General features: G+C 62.4%; 26 protein-coding genes. 12 read left to right on the top strand and 14 right to left on the bottom strand.

The window, feature by feature from the left end:
- Positions 1 to 30: 30 nt before the first annotated feature.
- The 7 genes from BLW05_RS32130 to BLW05_RS32100 form a co-directional block, all read right to left on the bottom strand.
- Complete coding sequence (locus tag BLW05_RS32130; RefSeq protein ID WP_093168440.1) at positions 31 to 204, bottom strand: Flp family type IVb pilin; 174 nt, start codon at positions 202 to 204, stop codon at positions 31 to 33.
- Between the two features lie 93 nt (positions 205 to 297).
- The gene (locus tag BLW05_RS32125) at positions 298 to 507 is read right to left on the bottom strand and encodes a Flp family type IVb pilin (protein ID WP_093168438.1); all 210 of its coding nucleotides are present in this window, start codon (positions 505 to 507) and stop codon (positions 298 to 300) included.
- A 4-nt stretch (positions 508 to 511) separates the two neighbouring features.
- Positions 512 to 721 carry a Flp family type IVb pilin gene (locus BLW05_RS32120; RefSeq protein WP_093168436.1) on the bottom strand — a complete coding sequence of 70 codons (210 nt, stop codon included), beginning with the start codon at positions 719 to 721 and terminating at the stop codon, positions 512 to 514.
- Positions 722 to 838: 117 nt separating this feature from the next.
- On the bottom strand, positions 839 to 1,123 hold the full coding sequence (locus BLW05_RS32115) for a hypothetical protein (RefSeq protein ID WP_093168434.1): 285 nt from the start codon (positions 1,121 to 1,123) through the stop codon (positions 839 to 841).
- 12 nt (positions 1,124 to 1,135) lie between these two features.
- Positions 1,136 to 2,680, bottom strand: coding sequence for a type II and III secretion system protein family protein (locus tag BLW05_RS32110; protein WP_371127006.1), 1,545 nt, complete (start codon positions 2,678 to 2,680; stop codon positions 1,136 to 1,138).
- Between the two features lie 32 nt (positions 2,681 to 2,712).
- A complete protein-coding gene (gene cpaB, locus BLW05_RS32105) occupies positions 2,713 to 3,561 on the bottom strand; it encodes a Flp pilus assembly protein CpaB (protein WP_093168526.1) in 849 nt (282 codons plus the stop codon).
- A gap of 44 nt (positions 3,562 to 3,605) precedes the next feature.
- Positions 3,606 to 4,196 (bottom strand): A24 family peptidase, encoded by a 591-nt coding sequence (locus BLW05_RS32100; RefSeq protein WP_256330597.1) that lies wholly within the window; start codon positions 4,194 to 4,196, stop codon positions 3,606 to 3,608.
- Positions 4,197 to 5,054: 858 nt separating this feature from the next.
- On the opposite strand from BLW05_RS32100, the gene BLW05_RS32095 reads away from it, so the two are divergent.
- The 3 genes from BLW05_RS32095 (at position 5,055) to BLW05_RS32085 (ending at position 8,442) form a co-directional block, all read left to right on the top strand.
- Entirely contained in the window at positions 5,055 to 7,061 is a 2,007-nt protein-coding gene (locus BLW05_RS32095; RefSeq protein ID WP_143044984.1) for a PKD domain-containing protein, read from the top strand.
- A 740-nt stretch (positions 7,062 to 7,801) separates the two neighbouring features.
- Positions 7,802 to 8,038, top strand: coding sequence for a beta-barrel domain-containing protein (locus BLW05_RS32090; protein ID WP_256330596.1), 237 nt, complete (start codon positions 7,802 to 7,804; stop codon positions 8,036 to 8,038).
- Between the two features lie 194 nt (positions 8,039 to 8,232).
- Complete coding sequence (locus tag BLW05_RS32085; protein WP_093168430.1) at positions 8,233 to 8,442, top strand: hypothetical protein; 210 nt, start codon at positions 8,233 to 8,235, stop codon at positions 8,440 to 8,442.
- Positions 8,443 to 8,796: 354 nt separating this feature from the next.
- Here BLW05_RS32085 and BLW05_RS32080 read toward each other — a convergent pair whose 3' ends face one another.
- Positions 8,797 to 8,979, bottom strand: a complete 183-nt coding sequence (locus tag BLW05_RS32080; RefSeq protein WP_093168428.1) for a hypothetical protein — start codon at positions 8,977 to 8,979, stop codon at positions 8,797 to 8,799.
- 11 nt (positions 8,980 to 8,990) lie between these two features.
- On the opposite strand from BLW05_RS32080, the gene BLW05_RS36965 reads away from it, so the two are divergent.
- The 3 genes from BLW05_RS36965 (at position 8,991) to BLW05_RS32070 (ending at position 11,770) form a co-directional block, all read left to right on the top strand.
- The gene (locus BLW05_RS36965) at positions 8,991 to 9,158 is read left to right on the top strand and encodes an H-NS family nucleoid-associated regulatory protein (RefSeq protein WP_143044983.1); all 168 of its coding nucleotides are present in this window, start codon (positions 8,991 to 8,993) and stop codon (positions 9,156 to 9,158) included.
- 491 nt (positions 9,159 to 9,649) lie between these two features.
- Complete coding sequence (locus BLW05_RS32075; RefSeq protein ID WP_093168426.1) at positions 9,650 to 10,177, top strand: 2'-5' RNA ligase family protein; 528 nt, start codon at positions 9,650 to 9,652, stop codon at positions 10,175 to 10,177.
- A gap of 498 nt (positions 10,178 to 10,675) precedes the next feature.
- The gene (locus BLW05_RS32070; RefSeq protein ID WP_093168424.1) at positions 10,676 to 11,770 is read left to right on the top strand and encodes an OmpA family protein; all 1,095 of its coding nucleotides are present in this window, start codon (positions 10,676 to 10,678) and stop codon (positions 11,768 to 11,770) included.
- A gap of 103 nt (positions 11,771 to 11,873) precedes the next feature.
- Here BLW05_RS32070 and BLW05_RS32065 read toward each other — a convergent pair whose 3' ends face one another.
- Positions 11,874 to 12,512 (bottom strand): response regulator transcription factor, encoded by a 639-nt coding sequence (locus tag BLW05_RS32065; RefSeq protein ID WP_093168422.1) that lies wholly within the window; start codon positions 12,510 to 12,512, stop codon positions 11,874 to 11,876.
- A gap of 321 nt (positions 12,513 to 12,833) precedes the next feature.
- Here BLW05_RS32065 and BLW05_RS36960 point away from each other — a divergent pair, with 321 nt between their 5' ends.
- From BLW05_RS36960 to BLW05_RS32035, 6 genes are all read left to right on the top strand, one after another.
- Positions 12,834 to 12,977, top strand: coding sequence for a hypothetical protein (locus BLW05_RS36960; protein ID WP_371127002.1), 144 nt, complete (start codon positions 12,834 to 12,836; stop codon positions 12,975 to 12,977).
- Between the two features lie 228 nt (positions 12,978 to 13,205).
- Positions 13,206 to 14,282, top strand: a complete 1,077-nt coding sequence (locus BLW05_RS32055) for an AraC family transcriptional regulator (RefSeq protein ID WP_093168418.1) — start codon at positions 13,206 to 13,208, stop codon at positions 14,280 to 14,282.
- A 10-nt stretch (positions 14,283 to 14,292) separates the two neighbouring features.
- Positions 14,293 to 15,702 (top strand): DUF3300 domain-containing protein, encoded by a 1,410-nt coding sequence (locus BLW05_RS32050; RefSeq protein ID WP_093168416.1) that lies wholly within the window; start codon positions 14,293 to 14,295, stop codon positions 15,700 to 15,702.
- Positions 15,703 to 15,727: 25 nt separating this feature from the next.
- On the top strand, positions 15,728 to 16,624 hold the full coding sequence (locus BLW05_RS32045) for a DUF2950 domain-containing protein (RefSeq protein WP_093168522.1): 897 nt from the start codon (positions 15,728 to 15,730) through the stop codon (positions 16,622 to 16,624).
- A 337-nt stretch (positions 16,625 to 16,961) separates the two neighbouring features.
- Complete coding sequence (locus BLW05_RS32040; RefSeq protein ID WP_093168414.1) at positions 16,962 to 17,507, top strand: YSC84-related protein; 546 nt, start codon at positions 16,962 to 16,964, stop codon at positions 17,505 to 17,507.
- Between the two features lie 184 nt (positions 17,508 to 17,691).
- A complete protein-coding gene (locus BLW05_RS32035) occupies positions 17,692 to 18,795 on the top strand; it encodes a BamA/TamA family outer membrane protein (protein ID WP_093168412.1) in 1,104 nt (367 codons plus the stop codon).
- Positions 18,796 to 19,142: 347 nt separating this feature from the next.
- On the opposite strand, the gene BLW05_RS32030 is transcribed toward BLW05_RS32035, so the two are convergent.
- The 5 genes from BLW05_RS32030 to BLW05_RS32015 all read right to left on the bottom strand — a co-directional run bounded on the left by BLW05_RS32030 (position 19,143) and on the right by BLW05_RS32015 (position 24,297).
- On the bottom strand, positions 19,143 to 19,694 hold the full coding sequence (locus tag BLW05_RS32030) for a hypothetical protein (protein WP_093168520.1): 552 nt from the start codon (positions 19,692 to 19,694) through the stop codon (positions 19,143 to 19,145).
- Between the two features lie 9 nt (positions 19,695 to 19,703).
- Entirely contained in the window at positions 19,704 to 20,477 is a 774-nt protein-coding gene (locus BLW05_RS32025) for a DUF2092 domain-containing protein (RefSeq protein WP_093168410.1), read from the bottom strand.
- Positions 20,478 to 20,598: 121 nt separating this feature from the next.
- A complete protein-coding gene (locus tag BLW05_RS36205) occupies positions 20,599 to 20,748 on the bottom strand; it encodes a hypothetical protein (protein ID WP_177142900.1) in 150 nt (49 codons plus the stop codon).
- A gap of 152 nt (positions 20,749 to 20,900) precedes the next feature.
- Positions 20,901 to 21,620 carry an aldolase gene (locus BLW05_RS32020; protein WP_093168407.1) on the bottom strand — a complete coding sequence of 240 codons (720 nt, stop codon included), beginning with the start codon at positions 21,618 to 21,620 and terminating at the stop codon, positions 20,901 to 20,903.
- A 742-nt stretch (positions 21,621 to 22,362) separates the two neighbouring features.
- The gene (locus tag BLW05_RS32015; RefSeq protein ID WP_093168405.1) at positions 22,363 to 24,297 is read right to left on the bottom strand and encodes a putative Ig domain-containing protein; all 1,935 of its coding nucleotides are present in this window, start codon (positions 24,295 to 24,297) and stop codon (positions 22,363 to 22,365) included.
- Positions 24,298 to 24,538: the final 241 nt, after the last annotated feature.

Below are 24,538 nucleotides of genomic sequence, written 5' to 3'. Positions count from 1 at the left end.
CTCGTTAATGGGTATTGCAGAAGGCGTCGGTCAGGTGCAGACGCCCGTCAGGCACGCCAGGAATCGCGCGATGAAGCCAGCAAAGTTGGCTCCGTTGATCAGAGGCTGCAAGGCCAGTACAAGCGCGATAGAAATCATTGCGATGATCAGCGCGTACTCGACGACGTGCGCGCCTTCCTCTTGTCGAATCAAACGTGCCAGCATTTCTCTCTCCTTGTTGAAGACCACAACTGGGACCGACGTCCAAGATGCGCGACTGGCAGCGCTCGTGCATTGGCGCTGCCGTCGCACAGCGCATCAGACGCAGGAACCAGGAGTGGTACTGGTCAGGCAGGTCGTCACTCGCGCGATGAACGTGGCAAACGGGTTGTTTGCGCCGCCAGCGATGGCCGAAAGCGCAATGACCAAGGCGATCGAGACGACTGCGATGATCAGCGCGTACTCGACGACCTGTGCGCCGTCTTCTTCGATTGCCAGGCCACGGAGGAATCTGCCAATGGCGTTCATATATTCACTTGCAGGAACCAGCAGTGGTATTGGTCAGGCAGGTCGTCACTCGCGCGATGAACGTGGAGAACGGGTTGCCGTTGCCGCCGGCGATGGCCGAAAGCGCAATGACCAAGGCGATCGACACGACCGCGATGATCAGCGCGTACTCGACGACCTGTGCGCCGTCTTCTTCGATTGCCAGGTTCCGGAAGAATTTGCTAATGGACTTCATATGTTCACCTATGAAAAATGACTAAAGAGAGAAGGAAAGAATCAAATTGCGTGTTCTGTCTTCGATAGGCCGGACTCCTTTCAGACGAGGTTCGTTTGATTGATAGGTGCGCGATAACTAGCGGGCGCCGCCACCCCCGATGGCGCCACCGATGTTGATGACATTCACCGCCGGGGGCGGCTCCTTGAAGCTCTCGTGATAGCGAATGAGCGTGTCATGCGCCGCTTGGCCATCGAGGCCCAGCGCCATGTCCGGGTTCTTCTTCCCGGCGTCCGGATCTATGGTTTGCATCCGCTTGGCATCGCGGACGGCGTCGCCGAAGCGCGCGTCGTAGTTGGGCGTGACGTGCTGGCAACCCGCTGTCAGCACGGCGGCCAGCAAGGCCAGGATTGGGGTCTTCATGGTCTGCACTCCTTATTGCTGCTGGAATTGCGGCGGCGGCGCGTCGGCCGGCGGCGTGGCGCTCTCGACTGCCCCGTTCAGGTAGATCTCGGCGCGAGTCGGCACGACGTGGTTGTCGGTGGGCAGGCGCGGTGCTTCGGGCAAGGGCTTGACCAGGCGCGGCGTGATCACGAAGAGCAGTTCGGTCTGGTCGGTCTGGAACTCCGTGCTGCGTGCCAGCGCGCCCATCACCGGAATCTCGCCGAGCCCGGGGAACCGCTTGATGGTCTCGGTCATGTTGTTCTTGATGAGGCCCGCGATCACGAAGCTCTGGCCGTCGTTGAGCTGCACGGTGGTGTCTGCGCGACGCACTGTCATCGAGGGCAGCACCGCGGTGACGTTGTTGACCGTGGTGAACGGTGAGCCAGTCTGAGAGAGATCGGACACTTCAGAGACCATCTTGAGATTGATCCGGCCGCCGCTCAGCACCGTAGGCATGAACTTCACACCGATACCGAATTCCTTCTCCTCGAGCGTGATCGTGGGGGCCAGAGTTCCGGTAGCGCTCTGCGATACCGGAATGAAGATCTTTCCGCCCGAGAGAAAGCTGGCCTGCTGTCCGCTGATCGCCATCACGTTGGGCTCGGCCAGCACGCGGACGATGCCGTCGTCCTTCTGGCCGTCCATCTGGAGTTGCACCCGCCCCATGCGAAGCGCTTCGATCAGCCCCGCGCCACCGCTCAGGAAGTTCGACAGCAGCGTGTAGGTGTTCATGCCGCCGCTGTAGCTCTTGGTGTAGGCCAGACTGGCGCCGAGCTTGTCCAGCAGGGTCTTGCTGACCTCGGCGATCTTCACCTCGAGCATCACCTGCTGCGGCGACGCGGTGCGCAGCATATTCACGACCTTCTTGGCGTCACCGTAGGAGGCCGCAAGGGTCATGACCTCGTCGAGCTTGCCCGCGTCGCTGACCTCGCCACTGAGCACCAGCGAGTTCTCGGCCGCGCGCACCTTGATGCGGTTCTCGCCAGGCATCAGTTCCGCGAGTTTGGCCTGCAGGGTGCCTGGGTCGACGGTGACGATGATGTCCTTGATGAAGCACACGCCTTCGGCGTTCTGCATGATCACGTTCATCGAGCCCGCACGTTTGCCGCGGAAGAAGAGGTCGGTGGGGCTCAGCAGCATGACCTCCATGTCGGCCACGCCGTCCTGCGTGTTCGCCTGCATCGCCATCGAAGACGGGGCGCCCGTCGGCATACCGGGCATGGGCGCATAGCCGTTGGCCGGCATGGCCGTGGGGCGCGGCGACGGCGGCTGACCGCTCACGAGGATCCGGGTCACGCGAGATCTGAGCGGAATAACTGTCGACTTGCCGAGTGTCACCGTGGCTGGCGTGTCGACCTCGACGCGCGAGCAGCGCTTGTGGTCGGAGAACTGCGCCGAGGTCATCGCGGGCGCGGTTGCGGATGCGGCCACTGCCGCGCTCTGCACGGGCATCGTCTGCCCGATTGCCCCGGGTCCGGTCATCAGCAGTGCGGAGGCGGCGAAAGCAATGGCCGTCTTGCTGGGTCTAATACGCATGGTCACGAGCAAGGCTCCTTCGGGTGATGAGTTCAGAAGCAGTTCAGCGAGCGGCTCGCGTTCTGCACGACTTCGACGCATTGCGTGGGCGGTTGCACTATCGGCCGTGGGCGGGGCGCGGCAGGCCGGGACTCGGCCACGACCTTCACCCCGGCGGTAGCGGGTGCAACCACTTCCTTGATGCCGAACAGCTGGTTCTTGGTGATGCCATTGGTGGCCACGGTCTCGCCGTCGATCTGGTTGCGCAGTACCAGGGACAGGGTGCCGACGCTGCGTGCGAGATCGAGCTTCTCGGAATCCTCCAGGCTCAGCTCCAGCGTCACGGCGCTCACTACCTTGGGCTTGGTGTCGTCACGCCCTGCCTCCTGTGCAACAGCCAGCACGAGCACGCGCTCAAGCACGGTCTTGCTGATCGGCTTTGCGTCCTCGCCCTTGCCCTTGTCCTGCTGCGCGTGCACGACCACGTCCACGTAGTTGCCCGGCAGGGCGAATCCCGCGACACCGACCACGTCGTTGACGCGCACGGTCATCGCGCGCTTGCCAGGTGCGATGACGGCCGAAAGGCCGCCCTGGGTGCCCTTGGGCGCAAGCTTGCCCTCGAGCACGGCCTCGCCTCGTAGGACGCCCACTTTGGCCACCCGGTCCTGCAGATCCTTGATCTCCGCGAACGTGCCGGGCGGCAGCGAGCCGCTCGGCCAGTCCACGACCGAAAGCATCTGCGGATTGATTCGGCTGCCGAGTTCGATGTCGATATTCGCGACCACTACCTTGTTGGACGCAATACTCCCTTGGCGGGCCACCCATCCGGCCGCATAAACTGCGGCCGCCACGCCCGCCAATAGCGCCAAAACCAGAAGACCCAGTGCCTTGATATTTCTCATTGCGCGCCCCATTAATTAATAAATGTCTCGACCATTGACTCGATTCATGCGAGGCCAAATTGCTGGCCGAGCACATACCCCGCCGTGCCGATGCTGATGCAGATGCCGAAAGGGAGCTTTCCAACCGATTGATGCGCATCGAGATGAGCTTCCGGCCTGACACCTGACATGCCCAAAGCGGACATTTCGTACACCACGTCTTTGGCGTTCTGCAGCAAGCGGAGCAGCTTTCGCTTGTGAAGCGCAAATCCAATGGCCGCTATTCCGCCAACGATGAATGCGAAAAGGATGGCCTGAAAAGTTTCATAAACGCCGAGAAATGCGCCGACCATGGCCATGAGCTTCACGTCGCCCGCCCCCATGACACGCAGCGCGTAGAGAGGCAGCATGATGGCGAAGCCCAGGAGGAGTCCTCCAAGCGCCACCGAGAAGGCGGTCAATGGCGAAACGGCAGCGGCTGTTATGTAGACCAAGGCAAATGCAGCGCCGCCAACCGTCAGCCAATTCGGAATTCTGTAGCTCCGGTAGTCGCTGACGGAGGCGATCGCGAGCAGCGCGAAGAGGACCACGATGCGCGGATCCGTCGCCAGCATGCCGAGCAGTTCTAGCGCGGCCTGAAGTTCTTGTGTATTCACAATATCCCGTTCATTAACAATTTATAAAATCCGACGCAATGCGAGCGACAGAAGCATGCACAGGACCAGAATGAGAGAGCCGACGAGCGCGTATTCCATTAGTGAAGCGCCAGCTTCTTCTCTCAATAAGCCAGCGAGCGCGTACTGCAGAGGATCGACAAATCGCATTCAGTTCACCCAATTCTTTTCATATTGGAATTTGTCGCGATTGCCGGTTTGGCATGCGCGTTGGACTTAATGTAGGAGTGAGAAAAAGCCAGGACATGAGCGGTGCGTCCTGAATCCGGCATGACAGATCGCTTTTTTTTGTCCCGGGAGAATCAGGACAAAATGACTACCTAAGTACTCTTTGCGCGGCTGCAGGCGTAGGCGGACGCGCAACGACGCGGCGCCCGGGCGCTCGGAGCCGGCGCGACCAGCCTGGGCCCAGGGGACAAGAACGACATCACCTGCGTGTCGCCTCTGGCGCGCAAGGGCTGCGGGTGCCCAGTGCCGACGGGACGGAGAGATAGACCTATGGCCCGTTTCTGTCGTCGTCCAGGACATGGGGTGTTTCACCACCGGCTACACGCGCGACGCGGCGGCGGCACCACTTCGTGCTCGATCCCGGCGTGCAGCTCATCGGCAAGCCCTTCACGGTGGAGGAAGTGGTCACGCGGATGCGCGAGTGCTGGATACGCCAACCCCGGCGCGCGGCGGCCTCTTCCAGGCCTGGCAATGCTCAGGATGAGCCCGATAACGGCGAGTAATCATTTAGTGCCACTTTTTCACATTGCGTGAGAGTTCGACCAAGCGACGCTTGCGATTTTTCAGAAACATTAGTTCACACTTGCATCACTTTTAAACAAGGAGTGAGGCATGAGTCGATCAATACACGGGCGCTCGATCAACTTGCTGGCCGCGGCCTGGCTGTGCGTCTTGGTGGTCGCTGGCTGTGGCGGGGGCGGCGGCGGGACCGGCGCGACGGGCGCGCTTGCCGCGACCGGTGCAACCGGCGCTGTAAGCGCGGCCGGCGCGACCGGCGCTTTGAGCGCGCCCGGCGAGACCACCGGCGCTGTGAGCGCGACCGGCGAGACCGGCACTATGAGCGCGACCAGAAGCGCGAGCGACAGCGGGTCCGGGACCGGCAACGTCGCCCCGGTCGCCGCGGTGAGCACGTCAAGCGGCGCCCAAGCCCCCGTGAACCTCGCCGTGACCTTCGACGGAACGGGCAGTGCGGATGCCGATGGCGATGCCTTGAGCTTCCGTTGGACCCTGGCATCGCGCCCTGCGGGCAGCGCCGCGGCACTCGACGCCAGCGCAGGCCCCACGGTGAACCTCACACCCGACGTGCCCGGCGACTTCGTCGTAACCCTTGTGGTCAACGACGGCAAGGTCGACAGCAGTGCGACCTCGGCCACTTTGCATGCCGTCAATGTCGCGCCCGTGGCCAACGCCGGGTTCGACCGCTCCCTGCAAATCGGCGAAACCGGAGTGCTCGACGGCTCGGCCAGCTCCGACCTCAACGGCGACGCCCTGACCTATAAGTGGTCGGTCATCGCGGGGCCGAGCGGAAGCCAGCTGATCGGTGACACTCAGGCTTTGGCGCAGTTCGTGCCCAGCGTTGCGGGCGTCTACACCTTGGGCCTGGTGGTCAATGACGGTGCGTTGGACAGCGCGCAGGCCACCGTGCGGTTGACGGCGGTGGCGATCGGCTTGAATCGCGCGCCAACGGCTGATGCGGGCATTGACCAGAACGTGCCCCTGGGCACGGTCGTCACGTTGGATGGCAGTGCGAGCTCGGATCCCGATGGCAACTCCATCACTTACGCGTGGACGCTGGATTCCAAGCCAGCGAACAGCACGGCGGCCATCGTCGACGCCACGTCGCCGCGTCCTTCGCTGACACCTGACCAGGCCGGGACATACATTGCATCGCTCGTGGTCACCGATAGCTCGAGTGCGACGAGCGTCGCCGACCAGGTGGTCGTTACCGTGAACCCGTTGAACAAGAACAATGCCCCCGTTGCGGTGGCTGGCCCCGCTCAGAACGTGCTGGTCGGCGCAACTGTCGAACTCGACGGCAGCGGCAGCTCGGATGCCGACGGTGACCTTCTTTCCTACAGCTGGAGCATCACGTCGAAGCCGGCGGGCAGCGCGGCTCAGCTCTCCTTCATCGATGCCTACGATCCTGCGCCGACCTTCATGGCCGATATGCCGGGGGTCTACGTGATCGGGCTCGTCGTCGGCGATGGCAAGACCTACTCGACGCAGGCATCGGTGACGGTCACCGCAGCGCCGGGTAACGTGGCGCCGGTGGCCAACGCGGGCGATGACGTGTCGACGGTTGTGCTCAACACGGTAAGTCTCAGCGGCGCGCTGAGCAGCGATGCGAATGCCGGCGACACACTGACCTATGCGTGGACTCTCGTCAGCAGCCCGACCGGCAGCGCTGCCGTCCCGGGCAATACGAGCAACGTGACCGCCACGTTGACGCCCGACGTGCCGGGCATCTATGTCGTCCAACTCGTCGTGACTGACAACCATGGGCTCTGGAGTGCCCCCGACAACGTCGTCGTGACCGCCGGCGCCGCGGGCGTCAACCTGGCACCTGTCGCGAAGGCCGGACCACGTCAGCGCAGCGCAATCGGGCAGACCGTCACGTTGAATGGCTCGAAGAGCTACGACCCGAACGGAACCTCGATCACGTACGCGTGGAAGTTCAAATCGAAGCCGAAGAAGAGCACGGCCACGCTGATTGGTTCCACGACCGTCGCGCCGACCTTCGTCCCCGACGTCCGTGGGAACTACGTGGTGCAACTCGTCGTCAGCGATGGGCAGCTCACGAGCGTGGCCAGCTCCGTGATGATCCAGGTCAGGCGCTAGCCTGGATCTTCCGAGGGTCCGCGCGGGGCGGGCCCTCTCCCTGATAAGCCACCGGGGGAGGAGCCCTGTGCAATCGCGGTTCTTCGGCATGTCCCGATGCTTCCACCGGGCTGGCTGACTACCTAGCGCATCAGGTGGAGGATGCCGGCAAAATCCAGCATGCTGGCGGCGTCCATGACCCCGGTCCGGCGGAGCCCCATCTCAGTCGTTGCTGCGCGAGGCGTCCACAGATCTGCAGCGAGCAGTCCCCAGCACCGCTGCTCAACCGGCGAAAGCCGGCCTTCACTTCGAGTCTTGGCATTCCAGTGAATTTATCTGCCGTGAGATGGCTTTGCAGCGAATGCCAACGTCGAGGTTAGGACCGCTTGGTGCTTGAAGCCAGCCGCTGCAAGTTGCAGGAGCTACGACGGCAGTGGGTTGCGGATTCAACCGGTCGATGCAACACACTGAAGACTGCCGTTGGCAGAAGGAGTGTTGCTTCAGGCAGCAGTGGCAGGTGGAAGAAGCAGACATGCGCCCTTTTACGCGTTGCTGAGGCAGGCAATGTGGGCCAGCGCGCGAGCAGGCACTTTCACGGACGAAGACCTGGACTGGTACCAAGCGGGATGGAGAGCGCGCGGGTCTCAACGCGTACCGGCTACCAATGACGAAGGCCTTCCAGCGATCGCGCTTGGAAGGCGTTGCGATGCGGGCACCTCTCTAGAAGGCTTGACCGAATCTGCCCGCATATGCCGCGCCACATGCATGGCAAGGCCATCTATGTCTCCGGTGACCGCCTGGTGGAGCGGACCAGCAACATCCCCTACTACTCGGTGCTCGTCGAGGCCGATCCGGCTTCCCTGTCGGAGGCCCGAGAGCTCAAGCTCCTGGCAGGCATGCCCGCGGAGGTCTACGTCACGGGAGAGACGCCGACTGCGCTTCAGTATTTCCTGGAACCAATCCTTCAGGTCCTGCGCAGCTCAATGCGGGAGCGTTGATCTTTTCGCGCGAAGCACAAGTGTTATGTCATGCCTGCCGTTGCACGAAGGCGGGCATTCATCCTCCACAAGTCAGGACATAACGCTCATGAATGTGTTTGCTTGCATGCCTACATTGGATCCCAAGCAAGACCCGGCACTCGAATCGACGAGGCCCGGCCTGTCGGTGAAAGAGAGCAATTTCGGAGATACCTATGCAGTTTTTCGTCTTTCTTGCCAGCTTGCTTGCGACCGCGGCATTGGTCGTTGCGTTTGACTGGCCCGTGCTGCTTGCAGGCTTTGCCCTTGCATTCGGTACATTTCTTTTCTCCACTGCCGACACCGAAGCCGGGGAGTCGTCGCGCATTAAGCCTCAGTCACCACCCGATGGCGCAGTGCCAATCTTGCATGAGTCAAACCACTGAACGAACGATCCTTGCCTGGGAGGCCACTGAAATCTTCGCTGCGCGCCTACAACTGGACCTGCGAGGCAAGTCCGGATGCCGGGCAGGCCATCACGTTTCAGATGTCGATGGGCAGGGCGATCAGCAGCCGCGACGGCGCGATCTGGTCGTTTCATGTGAGTCCTTGAGCGCGTCCGTGTTAGAACGGACCGTATCATCAATAGACCAACCAAACCCCGCTTCGGCGGGCTTTGCTTTTTTGGCGACTCCGTTAGTGAAAAAAAGATGCAAGGACCGCCTGAACGTCATGATCACGCTTGCTTGCATGCGGACCCGGACGTTCTTCGTCGATAGCTTTAACCGATAAGCATGAGACTACTTGTCTATGGTGAGCATCGCTACGATGACTAAGCATTCATCGTCAGCGTGCTTGACCGCGTTCATGCGCGCCGGCCCGTTACGTTCCTGATCGAAGGCGCAGCGGCAGCGCGACACGCTGAAGGAGCAGATGGCACCGGCGAAGAAGTGAGTTTTTCGCGTCGACGTTGCGGCGTGCATGGGATGCTCGAATGCCATCCTATAGCGACGGCAGTGGCAACACGTGGGGCGGTTGGGGCAAGCGGCCGAACTGGCTGCGGGAGGCCCTTGGTGCAGGCAAGCGTCTTGAAGCCTTTCAAGTTCGGAGCGGCAGGGGGTCTGCCAAGAAGGCCTTCGGGCTCAAGCTGTCTTTTTTCTGAGGACGGGGTGGGCGAATCTCATCGAGGCTGTGGGCATGTTTCGACAAGCCAACGGGCAAGCCAAATACATGCATGCAGACCGTTTTGACGTCAACGAAGCGAACTTGCAATCCGCGCCGGTTCCATACATGCACTGAAATCAAGTCAACCTCGGCAAGCGCTGCTTCCCGCGCGCTCCTGCTGATCTCCGAAGTCTCCCCGCACGCACGGATTCGACTCGTTCTCCTTGTTGCTGCGCACGGTTCGATCCGAGTTTGCTTCGCGACACATCATCGAAAGCAAACGCTCAATGGCCGAACTCGCCGATCTGCTCGGGATTCTCCACCCCCAGGGCCTTCCTTCCTGGTTCAGGAGAATGCTTGGAATGACCGTGTCGACATGGATGCAGCGCCAGCCCGGCGCACAGGTCAATAGGCAGACTTCAGGGGACTTGACCAGCAGAATGCTGCCAGGAGCGATCCCTCGAGCTTGGGCTCGGCACGTTGAAAGCTATGCCCACTTCTGCGTTCATCATTGAGGTGCCTTCGGCCGAAGGGCTCGTCGGCGACTTGCGCGAACGTTTCGATTCGACAGCACAGCTCGGTGTGCCCGCGCACATCACCGTCTTGTATCCATTCATGGACCCGGCGCTGGTGACTCCCTCGGTACTGGACCGGGCTCGGGAGGCGCTCGACAGGGTCACATCGTTCGAGTACTCGTTCGAAGGTGTCGGGCGGTTTCAAGCCACAGCGTATTTGGCCCCCTTTCCCTTGGAACCCTTCATCGCGATGACGGCTTCCCTTGTTCAGTCCTTCCCGGATTTCCCTCCATACGGCGGTGAGCATGCCGGGTCAATTCCACACCTCACAGTGGCACACGGAGATGTCATCCATGCGGAGGCCGCGGCAGCCGAACTCGAGAACCGGCTTCGACGGCACGGTCCCATGGAAGCGCATTGTTCGTCGATCGTCCTGATTGAGAACTCAACGGGTCGCTGGGAGAGGATGCATAGGTTTCAACTATCTTTGGCGGCAGCTTGAGCTGGGCAGTGCGAAGAATGCGGCCTGGCGCGGCCTGAAAACACTTCTTAGTCAGGATGAGGTTGCAAATCTTCTATCGGCACTACAGATTCGCCACGATGCGAGTGACAGCAGGGGCATCGCAGGACTCTTCGGTCTGAGTGCTTTTGCTCTCCCGTTGGTAGGCTCTAGCTTTTCAACTTGAGTCGTTCGACGTTGCCAACGCGCCACTCGCGCAGTTCGAGCGATGAAAATTTGAAACAAAAGGTGCCGTGCGCCAACCGGAGAGTGACGCACTCGGCTTTCGCAATTGACATAGTTTCTCGGACACCTGATCCGATCCAGATGGACGCGGGACTGATTTGAGAACAAAGGTCTCACATCCCGTCCGTGCAACAAGGTCAGGTGCCATTGCGTATACGCCGATTTTTCCGCTTGCCCATTTATCTTTCGGCTTATTGGCTTCGATCGAAGCGCTCACCAACACTGGCCCTCTAACTACTCCTTGAGGAGGCTTTGATGTTCGATCGACGCACCTTCGCGGCCTGCTGCGTGCTCGCCGTCCCGTATGTCGCCTGCTACGCGCAGTCCACCTACTCATCGGACCAATACTTCGATGACCGCTGGTACATCACGCCGTTTGGCACCTACATCAATGCGGACAGCAACCGCCATGTCGACAACGGATGGGGCGGAGGCCTCGCCATCGGCAAGCCCATCAGCCCCAGTTGGAACATCGAACTGCGCACCCAGTACGAGCAGCTGGATGGCAAGTCCAATGGACCCTTCAGTGGGGACAAGCTCAAGATCTGGAGCGGCTCGCTCGACGCGCAGTGGTTCTTCATGGGCCGCCAGGGATTCCGCCTCTGGCAGTCGAACAGCATTCAGCCCTATCTCGTGGGCGGCATCGGCGCCATCGATGACAAGGTCGACGGGTTGCTTATCAACAAAAGCAAGACGGGTTTCATGGCCAATGCCGGCGCCGGCATCGTCTGGCCGTTCTCCACCTGGGGCCGCCTGGTGGGCGACATCCGCTACCGCTACGACGACAACTCCACGTCCAGTGCGCTGGTCAACCAGGGCCACGCGCACGACTGGCTGTTCACGGTGGGCCTGCAGATCCCATTCGGTCCGCCTCCGGTCGTCGCGCAAGCCCGCCCGGCGGCGCCTCCGGCGGCCATGCCCCCGCCGCCGCCCCCGCCGCCTCAGGCGAAGCGGGACTTTGAACTCAAGGCAGACGGCACTTTCGCGTTCGCCAAGTCGGATTTGACGCCGGCCGGCCGCAGCCGCATCGACAGTACGCTCCAGGAGCTCAAATCCTCGGGCATCCGGCTGCGCGGGATCTCCATCGTCGGGCATACCGATCCCATAGGCAGCCTGGCTTTCAACCAGCGTCTGTCCGTGGCACGAGCGAATTCAGTGCGCGACTACTTAGTGGCCCAAGGTGTGCCGGCCAACATCATCCAGACCGAAGGTCGCGGCCCGAGCGAACTCAAGATCACCGAAGCCGAGTGCAAGGCACAAGGCAAGGCGAAGAACCACACCGCGCTCATTGCCTGCTTCGAGCCGAACCGGCGTGTGGAAATCCACGCCACGGGCGAGCAGCCGAACTAGGCTGCGCGAACGGCCTGCAAAGGCAAAGGATCAGTCAAACGCACGGGACTCTAGAGTCCCGTCGACTTGCTCCGCTGGCGATCACACGACCCTCACTTGATCGTTAGCCATGCCGGCCTTCGACCGCACGAACGAGCTGGACGATGGACCTGAATCCCAGTTTCTCCATGACCCGCGAACGATGGTGCTTGAGGGTTCGCTCGGCCAACCCGAGACTCTCACATATCGCTACCGTTGAAGCTCCATGGACAAGCATCTCGTACACCTCCAGCTCTCTTGGCGAAAGGCTCGCACGCCGAAGCTCGAAATCTTCCTGCAAAACGCGCGATTCGACCCTCAGCTTGTGGTCGGCAACGGCCTTGTCGACGGCCGACAGAAGTGCCTGCTCATTGAATGGCTTGCAGAAGAAGTCCGCCGCACCTTGTTTCATGGCGCGCACCACTTCACGTGCAGTGGTGCTGGAGGTCACGAGGATCACGGGCAGATCCGACTTCGATGTGAGCAATGCGTGCAATTCGAGCCCCTCTGCACCGAGGCTCTCAACACCGAGCACGATGCAGCCAGGAGGTGAACCTGGTTGTCGAAGGACCAACTCCTCGATCAACCCGAAAGTGACGACTCGATAGCCCTTGGATTCCAGCGCCTGTCTCAGGTCCGAGAACAGTCGAAAAGCTCCCTCTGCTTCGACGAGACGCACGACCGGCGCAACGGAAGTGATGTCGCTCTGATTGAGATCAAGCATGTTTTCTCCTCGCTCCTTCTCCTGTCCACCTGCTGCGATGCTGCCCGGGAAAACGGTCGACGGCAACAAGGGGTACAACACAACGGTCGGCGCCTTCCATGTGAATGGCAGGCGCACAAGTTGACGCGACTGGGGGCAGTCGCCTATTGTTCGAACGGCTCTTCGAGCGGAATGGAGTATGCGATGTCTCAGCGTGTGTCGTATGGATCGTGCGGATACTGGCTCAGGACTTCTCGGGTCGCTGCAGCAGTCAGTCTTCTCTTTGTGACGGGAACCGCGTTCGCAACCGATCAGGCGCAGCAGCGGCAGCAGGGTAGAGCCGTGAACCAGGCCGCGAAGCACGAGGCACGCTCGGCCAAGATCGACTGCAGGGCGGAAAACCAGCAGAGCAACGCCCAGTGTCGCCAGGACAAGCGCCAGACCAAGCAAGATGGCCGACAGGCCAAGCGCGAAATCAAGTACTGAACGGGCAGGACGAGCGCTGCTTCTTGCGTTCTCGCGTCATGGGAAACCTGGCGCCAGGTCGCGAGCGTTCAGCTGGTGCGGGATCCTCGTAAACCCTGTGGTCCGCTGGGGCGCGCGATATTGCCCGAAAGTGCAATTTTCAATTCCACATTGGCTGTCAACAATGAGCCCATGCTGGCTGCACGACTCCAAAGATGCTTCCGATAGCACATGGGTTGAATTCCGATCATGCGGCGTATTGACGTGCTGGAGTTGCGCGAGGGGCTGCCCCGAGGCGCACGCCAATTGACACGTGGCGCCACACTGACCGGCTACGAGATCCTTGCTCGGTCGGTGGGCCTCGACCCATCACGCATGCTCCAGACGGCCGACCTGCCACTCCAGGTTCTTGCCGACCCGGACACATTGGTCGGCATGGATTCGGTGGCCGCATTGCTTGAGGAGTCTGCGCGCCAGTCGAATCAGGAGGCTTTCGGTTTGCTGCTTGCCGAAACGCAGCGATTGAGCAATCTCGGCGTTCTCGCCACAGTCGTGCGCGAGGAGCCGACGTTGCGCGCCGCACTGGAGGCGTTGGGTCGGTACATGTGCTTGCAGAACGCAGGCCTGCGCTTGACTCTCGACCCTATGGGCGAGTTCACGATGGCTTTTCTCGAACTGGAGCTTGGCAGGCCCGAGTGCGCTCGCCAGGCGATCGAAATGTCAGCGGCCATCGTGCTTCGCACCCTTAGAGCGCTCGCACCCCAGGGCTTCAATCCAGTCAGTATTTGCTTCCGCCATGGGCCGCCGCACAGTTTGGAAATCCACAAGCGCGTGCTCGGCCCGGCGATCGACTTTGCGCACCCGTTCAACGCGATCGTGTGTCGCAGTCGGGAGCTTGGTACGCAGATCGCATCGGCCGATCCGGAAGTCGGAGCTGCGCTCAAACGCCGGCTCGACATGCAGCTCACCGTGTCGCGCAATGAGCCGCTCGAACGTGTGCGGCATGCCATCCGGATGTTGCTTCCGTCCGGGGATTGCTCCGTCGATCGCGTCGCGGAGCAACTCGGTACACACCGACGGACGTTGAACCGGCAGCTGGCAGCTACGGGCGATAGTGTGTCGATGGTCATTGACGACGTGCGTGCAGAGTTGGCGGAGACCTATCTCACCGGCGGTATGCGAACCCTTTATCAGGTTGGACACCTGCTTGGTTTCGCTTCCGGTGCCGCTTTCTCGCGCTGGTTCCGCGATCGTTTTGGCATGACAGCTTCGCAGTGGATGGCGAGACGGGAGGCATCCGCCTCCACCATCGCGTTGGTTGCTTGAGGACTGTTGAATGAAATTCTCTCTTGATGCTCCCTCGGCCCCGCTACCCAGCGCACTGGCGATCTCAGTGCTTCTGGCCGGGTGCGTGTATCCCTATCCCGCACCGGTGACGGTTCAGCAACCAGCCACCGTGGTCACGACAACGACCACCACCACATCGCCATCAGGCACGACCAGCAGTCCCGCACCTGTATCGACGGCGCCGGCAGCGGATGGCACCTTCAGCCAGGCCCAGATCGACCAGCTGATGGCGCCCATCGCGCTTTATCCCGACTCGTTGCTGTCACAGGTCTTGATGGCCTCCACCTATCCGGCAGACGTCGCTGACGCTGCCAAGTGGTCGAAGGCCAATCCGCAGCAATCGGGCGACGCCGCCGTGCGTGCCGTCGAGAATCAGCCTTGGGACCCGAGCGTGAAATCGCTCGTGGCTTTTCCCCAGGTGATCCAGGCCATGGGCGACAAGCCCGACTGGGTGCAGAACCTCGGGGACGCGTTTCTGGCTTCTTCCAAGAGTGTCCTGGACTCCGCGCAGCGCCTGCGCGCCAAGGCCCGCGAGACCGGAAGTCTCAAGACGACCGAACAACAGGTCGTGACCGTGGAGCAGCAAGCCATCACCATCGCGCCGGCTAATCCCCAGGTGGTCTACGTACCGACCTACAACCCGGCGGTGGTGTACGGCACCTGGCCCTATCCCGCCTACCCGCCGTACTACTGGTATCCGCCATCGATGTACTACCCCGGTTATTACCCGGGCTACTACGCGGGCGCGGCGCTGGCCTTTGGCATCGGGGTGGCCGCAGTGGGCGCCCTCTGGGGCAACGCCAATTGGGGCGGCGGCGACATCAACATCAACACCAACCGCTACAACAGCATCAATTCCAACCGCCAGATTCGCGCCGACCAGAATCGCTTCGAGCACAACGCGCAGAACCGGCGCGGCGTGCCCTATCGCGACAGCCGCAGCCAGCAGCAGTACGGCCGCAATCTGCCCGGCGCGGAGAATCGCGGCGACTTCCGAGGCCGGGATGCCCAGCGCCAGCAGGCGCAGAGCAACCTGCAGCAGCGCGGCATGGATCCCGGTGCAGGACGAGAACAACTGCGCAACGACCCAGGCGCACGTCAGCGCGCCGAGGCTGCCGCAAGGGGAGACAGAGGCAGCTTCGGCGGTGCCGGTCGCGACAGCGCCTTCAGCGGCGTCGGCAATGCCGGGCAGGCGCGCCAGCAGATGGACCGCGGCGGTGCCAGCCGCCAGTCCATGCAGCGGCCATCGGGCGGGTACAGCGGCGGAGGCTATAGCGGGGGTGGCCGCTCCGGTGGCAGCTTTGGGGGCGGAGGCTATAGCGGAGGCGGCCGTGGTGGCGGTGGCTTCTCCGGAGGCGGCCGCGGTGGCGGTGGCGGACGTGGCGGCGGACGTCGATAGGTCCCGAACAAGAGAGGCGTTGACCATGAGTATTCCAACCTGTCGAACCCATGTCTGGTTCCCCCCCGTTGCCGGCCTGGTCGGGGCGCTGCTCATCCCGCTCGTCGCCAGTGCGCAGCAGCCTTTCTCCAGTGCCGAAGCGGCCGCGCAGGCATTTCGCGATGCCATTGCAAACAATGATGCAAAGGCGCTCGAGAGGGTGCTTGGCCGGGATTGGAAGCGTTTTATCCCACGTGACGACATCGGTCAGGACGAATTGCAGACCTTCCTTGCCGCCTGGGACAAGAAGCACGGCGTGGTATCGAACGGACAAGGCAAGGCCGCTCTGTCCGTCGGAGATGTCGGATGGACCCTGCCAATCCCGCTCGTGCTTAGAAGCGGGTACTGGCATTTCGACCCACGCGCCGGCGAAGACGAGATGCAGACGCGGCGCATCGGACGCAATGAACTGTCCGCCATGCAGGCCGTGCTGGCCTACTTTGACGCGCAAAAGGAATATGCCCAACGTGACCGGGACGGCGATGGTGTTCTCTCCTACGCGCAAAAGCTCGCCAGTACGCCGGGCCGGCGTGATGGCCTGTATTGGCCGGCGGATGCGCAAGGCGAAAGCCCGCTCGGACCACGCTTCAGTTCCGTGAAACCCGGTGAGGGCTACCATGGCTACCACTACAAGATCCTGACGGCTCAGGGCAAGGACGCGCCAGGGGGCGCCTACGACTACATCATCGGAAACCGCATGCGCGCGGGTTTCGCCTTGGTGGCCTGGCCCATCCACTATGGGGACACGGGTGTGACCAGCTTCATGATCAGCCACGATGGCGCGCTCTATCAGAAGGATCTGGGGCCGCAGAGCGCGACGATCGCGGGTCAGATGAAGGTCTTCAACCCGGATTCGTCCTGGAGCAAGGTCGAGGCGCCTTGAACATCAGGCCAGGTTGACAGGGGACGCTCTTGAAGTTGATGGCGAGTGCAATTTTTCTCTGCGTCTTGGCCGGCTGCGCAAGCACTCAACCTCGGAGCTATTCGGTGTGTTCAACTCAACCCGGCACTTACGCGTGCCAGATAGAGCAATACCAAAGGGCGGGCTTCTGACGAAACAGGCATTCGAGGTGCCGATGGATAGTAAAGATCATCGGATCGTGTCAATATTCGGCCGCCTCATACAAGGGGAAGAGGGGCAGAGGGGCATGCGAGCCTGACGCCCATATGCTGAGGTCTCATGACTCGTTGAAAAGGAGAACGCTGTGAAACGTCGCAAGATGCTCATCGTCAGTACTGCCCTGACCGCATTGTTGGCCACCGGCGCATACGCGCAGGACAAGGCCAAGCACCAGGCCGAGGTGAAGGCGAAGGCCATGCATGCACTTCAGGACTTCTACAAGGCCGACCCCAAGATCAAAGACGCGGTCAGCAAGGCACCCGGTTACGCCGTGTTCACGACCTACGGTTTGAGCTTCGGCCTTGGCGGGGCTGGAGGGAAGGGCATAGCGCACGACAGCAAGGCCAAGAAGGACACGTACATGAGCATCGCGCAGGCGAGCGCGGGCCTGCAGGTCGGGGCCTCCGATACCCGCTATCTGTTCATCTTCAAGGACGCCAAGGCAATGGCCGACTTCGTCGACAACGGCTGGGATGCCTCTGTCGGCGCGGGTGCGGGCGCAGGCACCGGCAAGGACGAAGCGAATGTCAAGGCGGGCGCCATCGCTTTTACGGGCGGCAATGCATATGTGCTGACCAAGGCCGGCCTTCAGGCGGGAGTCGCGCTCGGAGGCTCAAAGGTCTGGAAGGACAAGGACCTGAACTAGGGGGCGCGCTCAGTCGCGTCGTCTGGGTGAGGCCTGCCTCTTTCCTGAATCGCTGTCCAAAGTCTTGAGCCCTCCACCTCGCTTCGCGTGTGCCCTGTTCGTCTCGGCATCGTGTGCAATGGCTCTCGGCGCATGGAAACCAGCCTCAGCGCAGGATAGGTCGCAACCTCCTCAAGACGACACGGTGGGGCAGCAGTCATCGCGGCAAGGTTCCTCGCCCAAGACCACCCGACGGTTCCGCGATCCTGAAGATGGTCAATTCGATCTCACCGATTTTCTCGAGCATCCCTTCGGCTTCCTGCCAGTGCCCATCATCGTGACCGAGCCAGCGGTGGGCTACGGTGCAGGTCTTGCGGGGATGTTCCTTCGACCGCGTCGGGAAGAAGGCGCCGAAGGCTGGGCACGGCCCAACATTTCTGGCCTCGGTGCCTTCGCGACTGAGAATGGGACGCAGGGCGCATTTGCGGGCGATGCCAGTCGATGGATGGATGGTCGTTTGCGCACCCTGGTTGGAGCCGCGACCGGGAAGGTCAACCTCGACTTCTACGGCGTGGGCTCCGGGCTTTCCTCGGTCGACCAGAAAGTGAGCTACTCGCTGGAGTTTTCAGGCGCAGTCGCACAGCTCAACTGGCAGTTGGCTCCCAAGTCGCCATGGGCGCTGGGAATGCGCTATGTGTTTGCCGAAGTCGATTCGACGCTGCGTAACGAACCGCTGTTGCCGAATGCACCCGGGCGCATCCAGGTCCGGGTCTCCGCGCCAACGGCCATCCTCGAGTTCGATACACGCGACAACATCTTCACGCCCACGCGTGGCGTCTATGCCGAGACCTCCTACTTGGCCGCCAGAGAGGCCCTGGGCTCGAGCGACGACTTCGAGCGTTTCCAGCAGGTTGCGATGGGATGGCTGCCGTTGTCCAGGGACACCATACTCGGCGCCAGAGGCAACTACGCATGGTCGTCCAAAGGGACGCCATTCTTCCTGCGGCCTTTCATTCAACTTCGCGGCGTGCCTGCGATGCGCTACCAAGGCGAGCAGATGGCGTCAGTCGAATTCGAGGCGCGCCTTCGCTTGGAAGGTCGTTGGAGCGGCGTCGCGTTCGGCGGGTACGGGGCGACCCGAACGGAGCGCGAAAACACCACATCGACAAAGGACGTCACCAGCGGAGGATTTGGTATTCGCTACAACATCTCGCGAAAGTTTGGTCTGGACGTCGGTGTCGATGTGGCCCGAAGTCCCGGCACGACGGCAGTGTATCTCGTGGTTGGCAACAGTTGGTTCAGGCCTTGAGTTGCCGGGCAGAACGGAGGCGCGGACTATCGGGCATCGAACCGGCTGGCCCAACGTGTCCCATTGATACCCTCTGACGCTTTGAGGAACAAGGGACGCGCGCTGGCCCGCAAAGGCATCCCGAATTCGGGGATGGACGCGTAACACCGGGACAGCGCCGTTCAAGCCGGTGCAACATGGAGGTGCGCGATGCATCCTACAGCACGAGCGGGACGGTGGTCTTCTGGTCGGTCATGTCCGGCCTATCGGGATTCGCATCGGCGCAGGACGGAGAGCCTGCGCCGATGTTTAACCCGGGCGACACCTGGACCTATGACAAGCTCACGTGCGCGAGCCCGATGAGGAAGTCAATAGGGCGGATTGACCACGACGTACTGGGATCCCTGCGGCTGATACCACTGGCTGCCGCACTGCTGATAGACCATGCCACCGTAGTTGACGGGGACGCAGCTCGGCGGCACGGTGTTGACGATCGAGCCTACCACCGCCGAAGTGACTGCGACGGCACCCGCCACCGCCATCGCGCCCGCGACCGGGTGGTAGTCGTTGTCCCAGCCGTTGCCGCAGCAGTTGTTGCCGCTCACGTTTACGTTGACGTTGCGGCTCGCGTTGACGTTGGTGTTGCGACTGGCATTGACGTTGGTGTTCCGGCTGTTGACGTTGTTCACGCTGGTGCTGCGCACATCGTTCGTCCGCGCGTCGGCCCGGGCGCTGTTGGCCTGCACGGCCTGCCGGCCTCCGCCGCCTGCTGCATTGGCGCGCGCACCGGCGCCTGCCGCCTGCGCGCGGCCGCCGCCCCCGCGCTCACCCAGGGCGTGCGCCGCAGGAGTCCACGCGAATCCGGCCAGGAGCAGGGCGGCCAATGGAACCGCCAACCTCTCGCTGAATGTGTTCGTCATCATGTTCACCTACTTGGCCTTCACGGGGATGAGTTCGATCCTGGTGGCCCCCTTGGGCGGAACGAACCGAAATGTCGATTCGTTGAAGGCGGGCTTCAGGTTCCAGTCGATCACGCTCACGGATTGCGGTCTCGCCTCGTCGCCGAGGTTGGTGATCACGACCTTGCGTGGCAAGGGCTGGGCGCCGGTGGCGATCCAGATCTGCCAGTCGAAACCGTTCTGGCGGAAGGCGTAATGGTCGCACAGCGTGCCCGCGACGAAGTCCTGACCGGCGTTCATCGCCGACTCGATCGCGTCGACCGGTGCTGCGGGCGTGCCCCACGTGAACAGGTCGGACATGGGGATCTGGACGGCGTACCGCTCCTCGAGCTTGTCGATGAGCGCGCTGACGGGCTCCGAGAACTCGACCGTCGAGTAGTACTTCTGAGCGGGCGAATAGAGGGTGACCGTCTTCCCGTCATAGACGAGCTCGCGCTCCGAGCGGGCGCTCCACATCCGGGCGCGCAGCTTGTTGGGGCGCTGTGCGTCCACCTTTGCCGATGCCATGTGCATCAGCTTCTGGCCGTCCTTGAGGACACGCTCGCCCGTCAGCGAGGTCGTTGTCTGGAAACGATCCAGCGTCTGAAGATAGGCCCCCATGTCCTTGAGCGCCTGGATCGAAGCCGGGTCGATGGGGTTCGGTGCCGACGGCGCCGTGCCCGCCGGTGCAGCCTGCTGGGCGCCAACGACCGATGCCACCAGCGAAAGGGCCAGCGCGGCCGCAGCACGTGGTCCGAGTTTCATCTGAAATTCCTCCAATGAGCGGATGGATTCAAGCCCGGCGTCCCCTGTTTTCGCCGGAGAACAACTCTTTCAATTGAGATCTGCGACGCCAAGGATTTGCCGAACGTCCCGATCCGACACGTCAATCCATCGAGAGCACCACTCCCTCGGTGTAGATCGCATGGACCTGGTCGCCCACCTCCAGTTCGACCTCGTACTCCGTCCCGCGCAGCGTAATCATGTGCTTCTTCTTGTCAACCGTAAACACGGCGGCGGTGACTTCAACCTGCATCCCGGCTCCGCCGCCCGGCTTCTCGCCCGCGGAGGCCCTGCTGCCATGCTTGGCCCCGGTCCTGGTGCGAATATCCTGCCCAATTTCGATGAAACCTGCGCGGTCCGTGAACGAAGCTAACGATGCTTTGCTACGTCCAGCAGGCTAGGAGGTCAAAGCTGGCGCCGCAAGGCCTCAAAGAACAGTTCGGACTGCAGTCGCTCGCCCAGCGTCTGCTCGCAGACGCGCGCGACCAGTTCGGGATCGGCGCGGCGCAGCGGCCGGCCTGTGGATTGCGCGAGCACCTGGGCCATGCACGCGCGCTCCAGGTAGTAGAGGTCGTCGTAGGCGTAGTCGATGCGCTCACCGCAAACCACTACGCCATGGTTGGCGAGGAAGGCCACATCGGCTCCCTGCATGGCGCGCGCGATGCGCTCGCCCTCGGCGTTGTCCAGCGCCAGGCCGTTGTACTCGGCGTCCAACGCCACGCGGCCATGAAAGCGCATGGCGTTCTGCGACAGGCAGCTGTCCAGCATGCCGTCCTCAGTCAACGTCAGTGCGGTCGAGTAGGGCATGTGGGTGTGTAGCACCACGGCCTTGCCGCACAGGCGGTGGATGGCTGCGTGGATGAACATGGCCGTGGGCTCCACAGAGTGGCGGCCCGCCAGGCGCTCGCCATGTACGTCCACCATGACGACGTCGTCGGCCTGCACCTCCGACCAAAGCAGGCCGCGCGGGTTGAGCAGGAAGCGGCCGCTGCCATCGGGCAGTTCCACGCTGAAGTGGTTGCAGACGCCTTCGGCCAAGCCATGGTGGGAGGCGGCGCGAAGGGCCAGCGCCAAGTCCTCGCGCAGCCTGGTGACCGAGGGGCTTTTGAAGTCGTCAGCATGCATCGTGAGGCTCCTCAATGGTTCAAGTCCTGCACGGCCGATGAGGCCGCGCCGCGGTGGCATTGTGCAGCCAACGCGCTGGCCGGCCGGCTCACTCGTTCATGGCGACAGCGCCGTGTCCCAGGAACTGACGAAGCCGGTCGGATTTTGATGTCGTCGTAAGACTGCTTCGGTGGGCATTTCATCGTTTAATTGCCAACGCCGATCACGACCGGCTCTACCATCGCGAAGGTGATAGCGCCAACAAGTGCTGCGTCGATGGCGTTTTCCGCAGCGGGTGAAGGCAGCGGTGGGCGCGGCGTGAACCGTCGGCGCAGGTCAGTCGCCGCTCGTCTCCAACCCTCGGAAACATGAGGGTTCCATCTCCAGATGGTTTGATCAGTCAAGTCGCATTGCAGGTCGTTTTCGAGACTGTGAGCGGCCCTTCATCCTGTCTCCCGTCTTCATGCGCATGCGCTTCAGACGACAGCGGGTATCGCGTGAGGTCGATTGCTTGAAGGTCTCAGCTCCCAGCGCGTCCAAGACCGCAGCCGTGACCTCGGCAAGTGCATCGCCTTTCAACTGTTTTGCAATTGGCCGTGGAGCACCTCTACGCCGCGCGCCGAGAACGACCGATGGCGTTCTTACACCACTGGTCGCTTTCGCTGCGAACGACTCCCGCCTTGGCTCAGTTGTCGTGTCAAGTCTTCGCTTGCTATTGAAACGAGAACGGAGCGGAAGCTCGCCAGCGTCGCCCGCCCTCGAGCTAGTGGAACAATTCGGTGTAGGACAGAATTCCGCGTCCGATGCCGCCCGCAGCGAGAACCCCGCCGTCTGGCAGCAACGTTGCGGTGTGTTGCTCGCGCAGTTGCTCGAGACTCCCGACCTGTGACCAGCTTTGAGCTGCAGGGGCGTACAACTCGGTCACGAACAAGTCGCTGCCATCGGTACCACCAGCTACCAGCACCCGACCACTGGTCAAGAGCGTGGCGGTATGGAAGTCGCGAGCCTGTCGCAGGCTGCCGGTCTTCGACCATGTACTCGATGCCGGATCGTAGAGCTCGGCGGTCGCGAGCGCGTGCGTGCCATCGAATCCTCCAACTGCGAGCACCCTGCCGTCGGCCAGTTGTACGGCGGCATAGGCGTTGCGTGCGTCGCTCATGTTGCCGGTCGCCGACCAGGTTCCCGTCGCGGGGTCATAGAGCTCCGCCGAGGCCAGCGCGCTCCCGCCCCGATCTTCTCCACCAGCCACCAGGACCCTGCCATCTGGAAGCAGGGTGGCGGTGTGCTGCTTGCGCGGCTGGCCAAGGCTACCCGTCGGCGACCAGGTCCCCGTGACGGGATCGTAGAGTTCGGCAGAAGACAGTGCACCAAGACTGCCGCCCTGGCCCTCGCCGCCCGCTACCAGCACGCGGCCATCGCGTAGCAGCGTGGCCGTTTGACTGTCGCGCTGCTGACCTAGGCTTCCAGTCTGCGACCAGCTACCCGCGACCGGGTCATACAGTTCCGCCGAAGAAAGCGCATTGCCTCCACCTGTGCCGAATCCTCCGGCCACGAGAACCCGACCGTCCGGCAGCAGTGTGGCGGAGTGCGCTTGCCTGCTGCGCGCGAGGTTGCCCGTCCGTGTCCAACTGTTCGCGGATGGGTCGTACAACTCGGCGGAGGACAGCGCCTGCTTTCTGTTTCCTGCTGCCACCAGGACGCGTCCATCGCGCAACAGCGTGGCTGTATGCCGGAAGCGCCCGTGATTCATGGCATCGGCGGGCAGCCATCCGCCGACCTGAGCCGGGGTCACTGTGATAGTGATCTGCGCGGTGACGCTGCCGGCGCTGTTGCTGGCGGTCACGAAGAACGTCGTCTGGGCCAGCTCAGTAGTGGGCGTACCGCTGATGACCCCTGACTGCGTGTTCAGGCTCAATCCTGCCGGCAGCGCGGGGGAGATTGAGAACTGGGTGATCTCGCCCCCAGAGTAGGCGGGCTCGTTGTACGCGATGGGCACGCCGATGATGTATTCGGGCAGGTGATCCACATAGACGAGGCCGACCGGTGGCACGGCCACTGCGGCTACTTTGATGGTCAGCATTGCCTGGACGCTGTCCACGCTGTTGGTGCCGGTCACCGTGTAGACCGCCGCTGCGGTCACTGCCGTAGGGACGCCGGTAATGACGCCTGTCTGCGGGTCGATGGCGAGGCCAGCTGGCAGTACAGGTGAAACGCTGTATTGCGTGATCTCGCCACCCGTGCTGATGGGCGTGTTGGGCGTGATGGGGGCGTTGGCCGGATAGACGATCGACCGATCCAGATAGTCCAGGCCGTCGGGAGCGATGGGCGCATCCTTGACCTCGATCTCGACCCGCGTCGTGGTGCTGCCCGCGGCGTTGCTCGCGGTGACGGTGTACACCGTCGCATGGCTGACCCCTGTCGGGGTGCCGCTGATCGTGCAGTTCTGGGGATCGAGGTTCAGGCCAGAAGGCAGTGGCGGAGACACGGAGCACCGGGTGATGGCGCCCCCGCTGTTGCTCACGGTGTCCGGGACGACCGGAACGCCCACGGCATAGATCGGCGATTCGTCGCGCTCGACCAGGCCGGCTGGAGGCGTCGGACTGCCGCTGACAATGTCATTGCTGCCCCCGCCGCTGCATCCCGTCAGGGTGGTCGCCAGAGGCACAAGCACAGTTGCAAGCCAGTGCAGCTTCGCCATTTCGGACTCCCGCCGAATAGTTGACGCGATTATTCCATCATGGACTTCAAACCCTTCCCTCGGAGGACAAGTCTCAGTGGCCAATCGTGGGCCGGCATGCTGAGACGGCACACGGCCCTCAAGCAGACATGAAGTACGAGCCGTCTCGCCGGAGGCGGGCGTACGTTCGGGTTCTAATGCGAGCCATGAGTACGACCTACCGCATGCCCGGGGCAGTTTTGACCGAGCGCGAGCACTCGGT

The organism is Variovorax sp. YR216 (assembly GCF_900107745.1).
Lineage (GTDB): Bacteria > Pseudomonadota > Gammaproteobacteria > Burkholderiales > Burkholderiaceae_C > Variovorax.
Note: the sequence above shows the minus strand (reverse complement) of the source record. Positions and strands in the feature narration are given on the sequence as shown.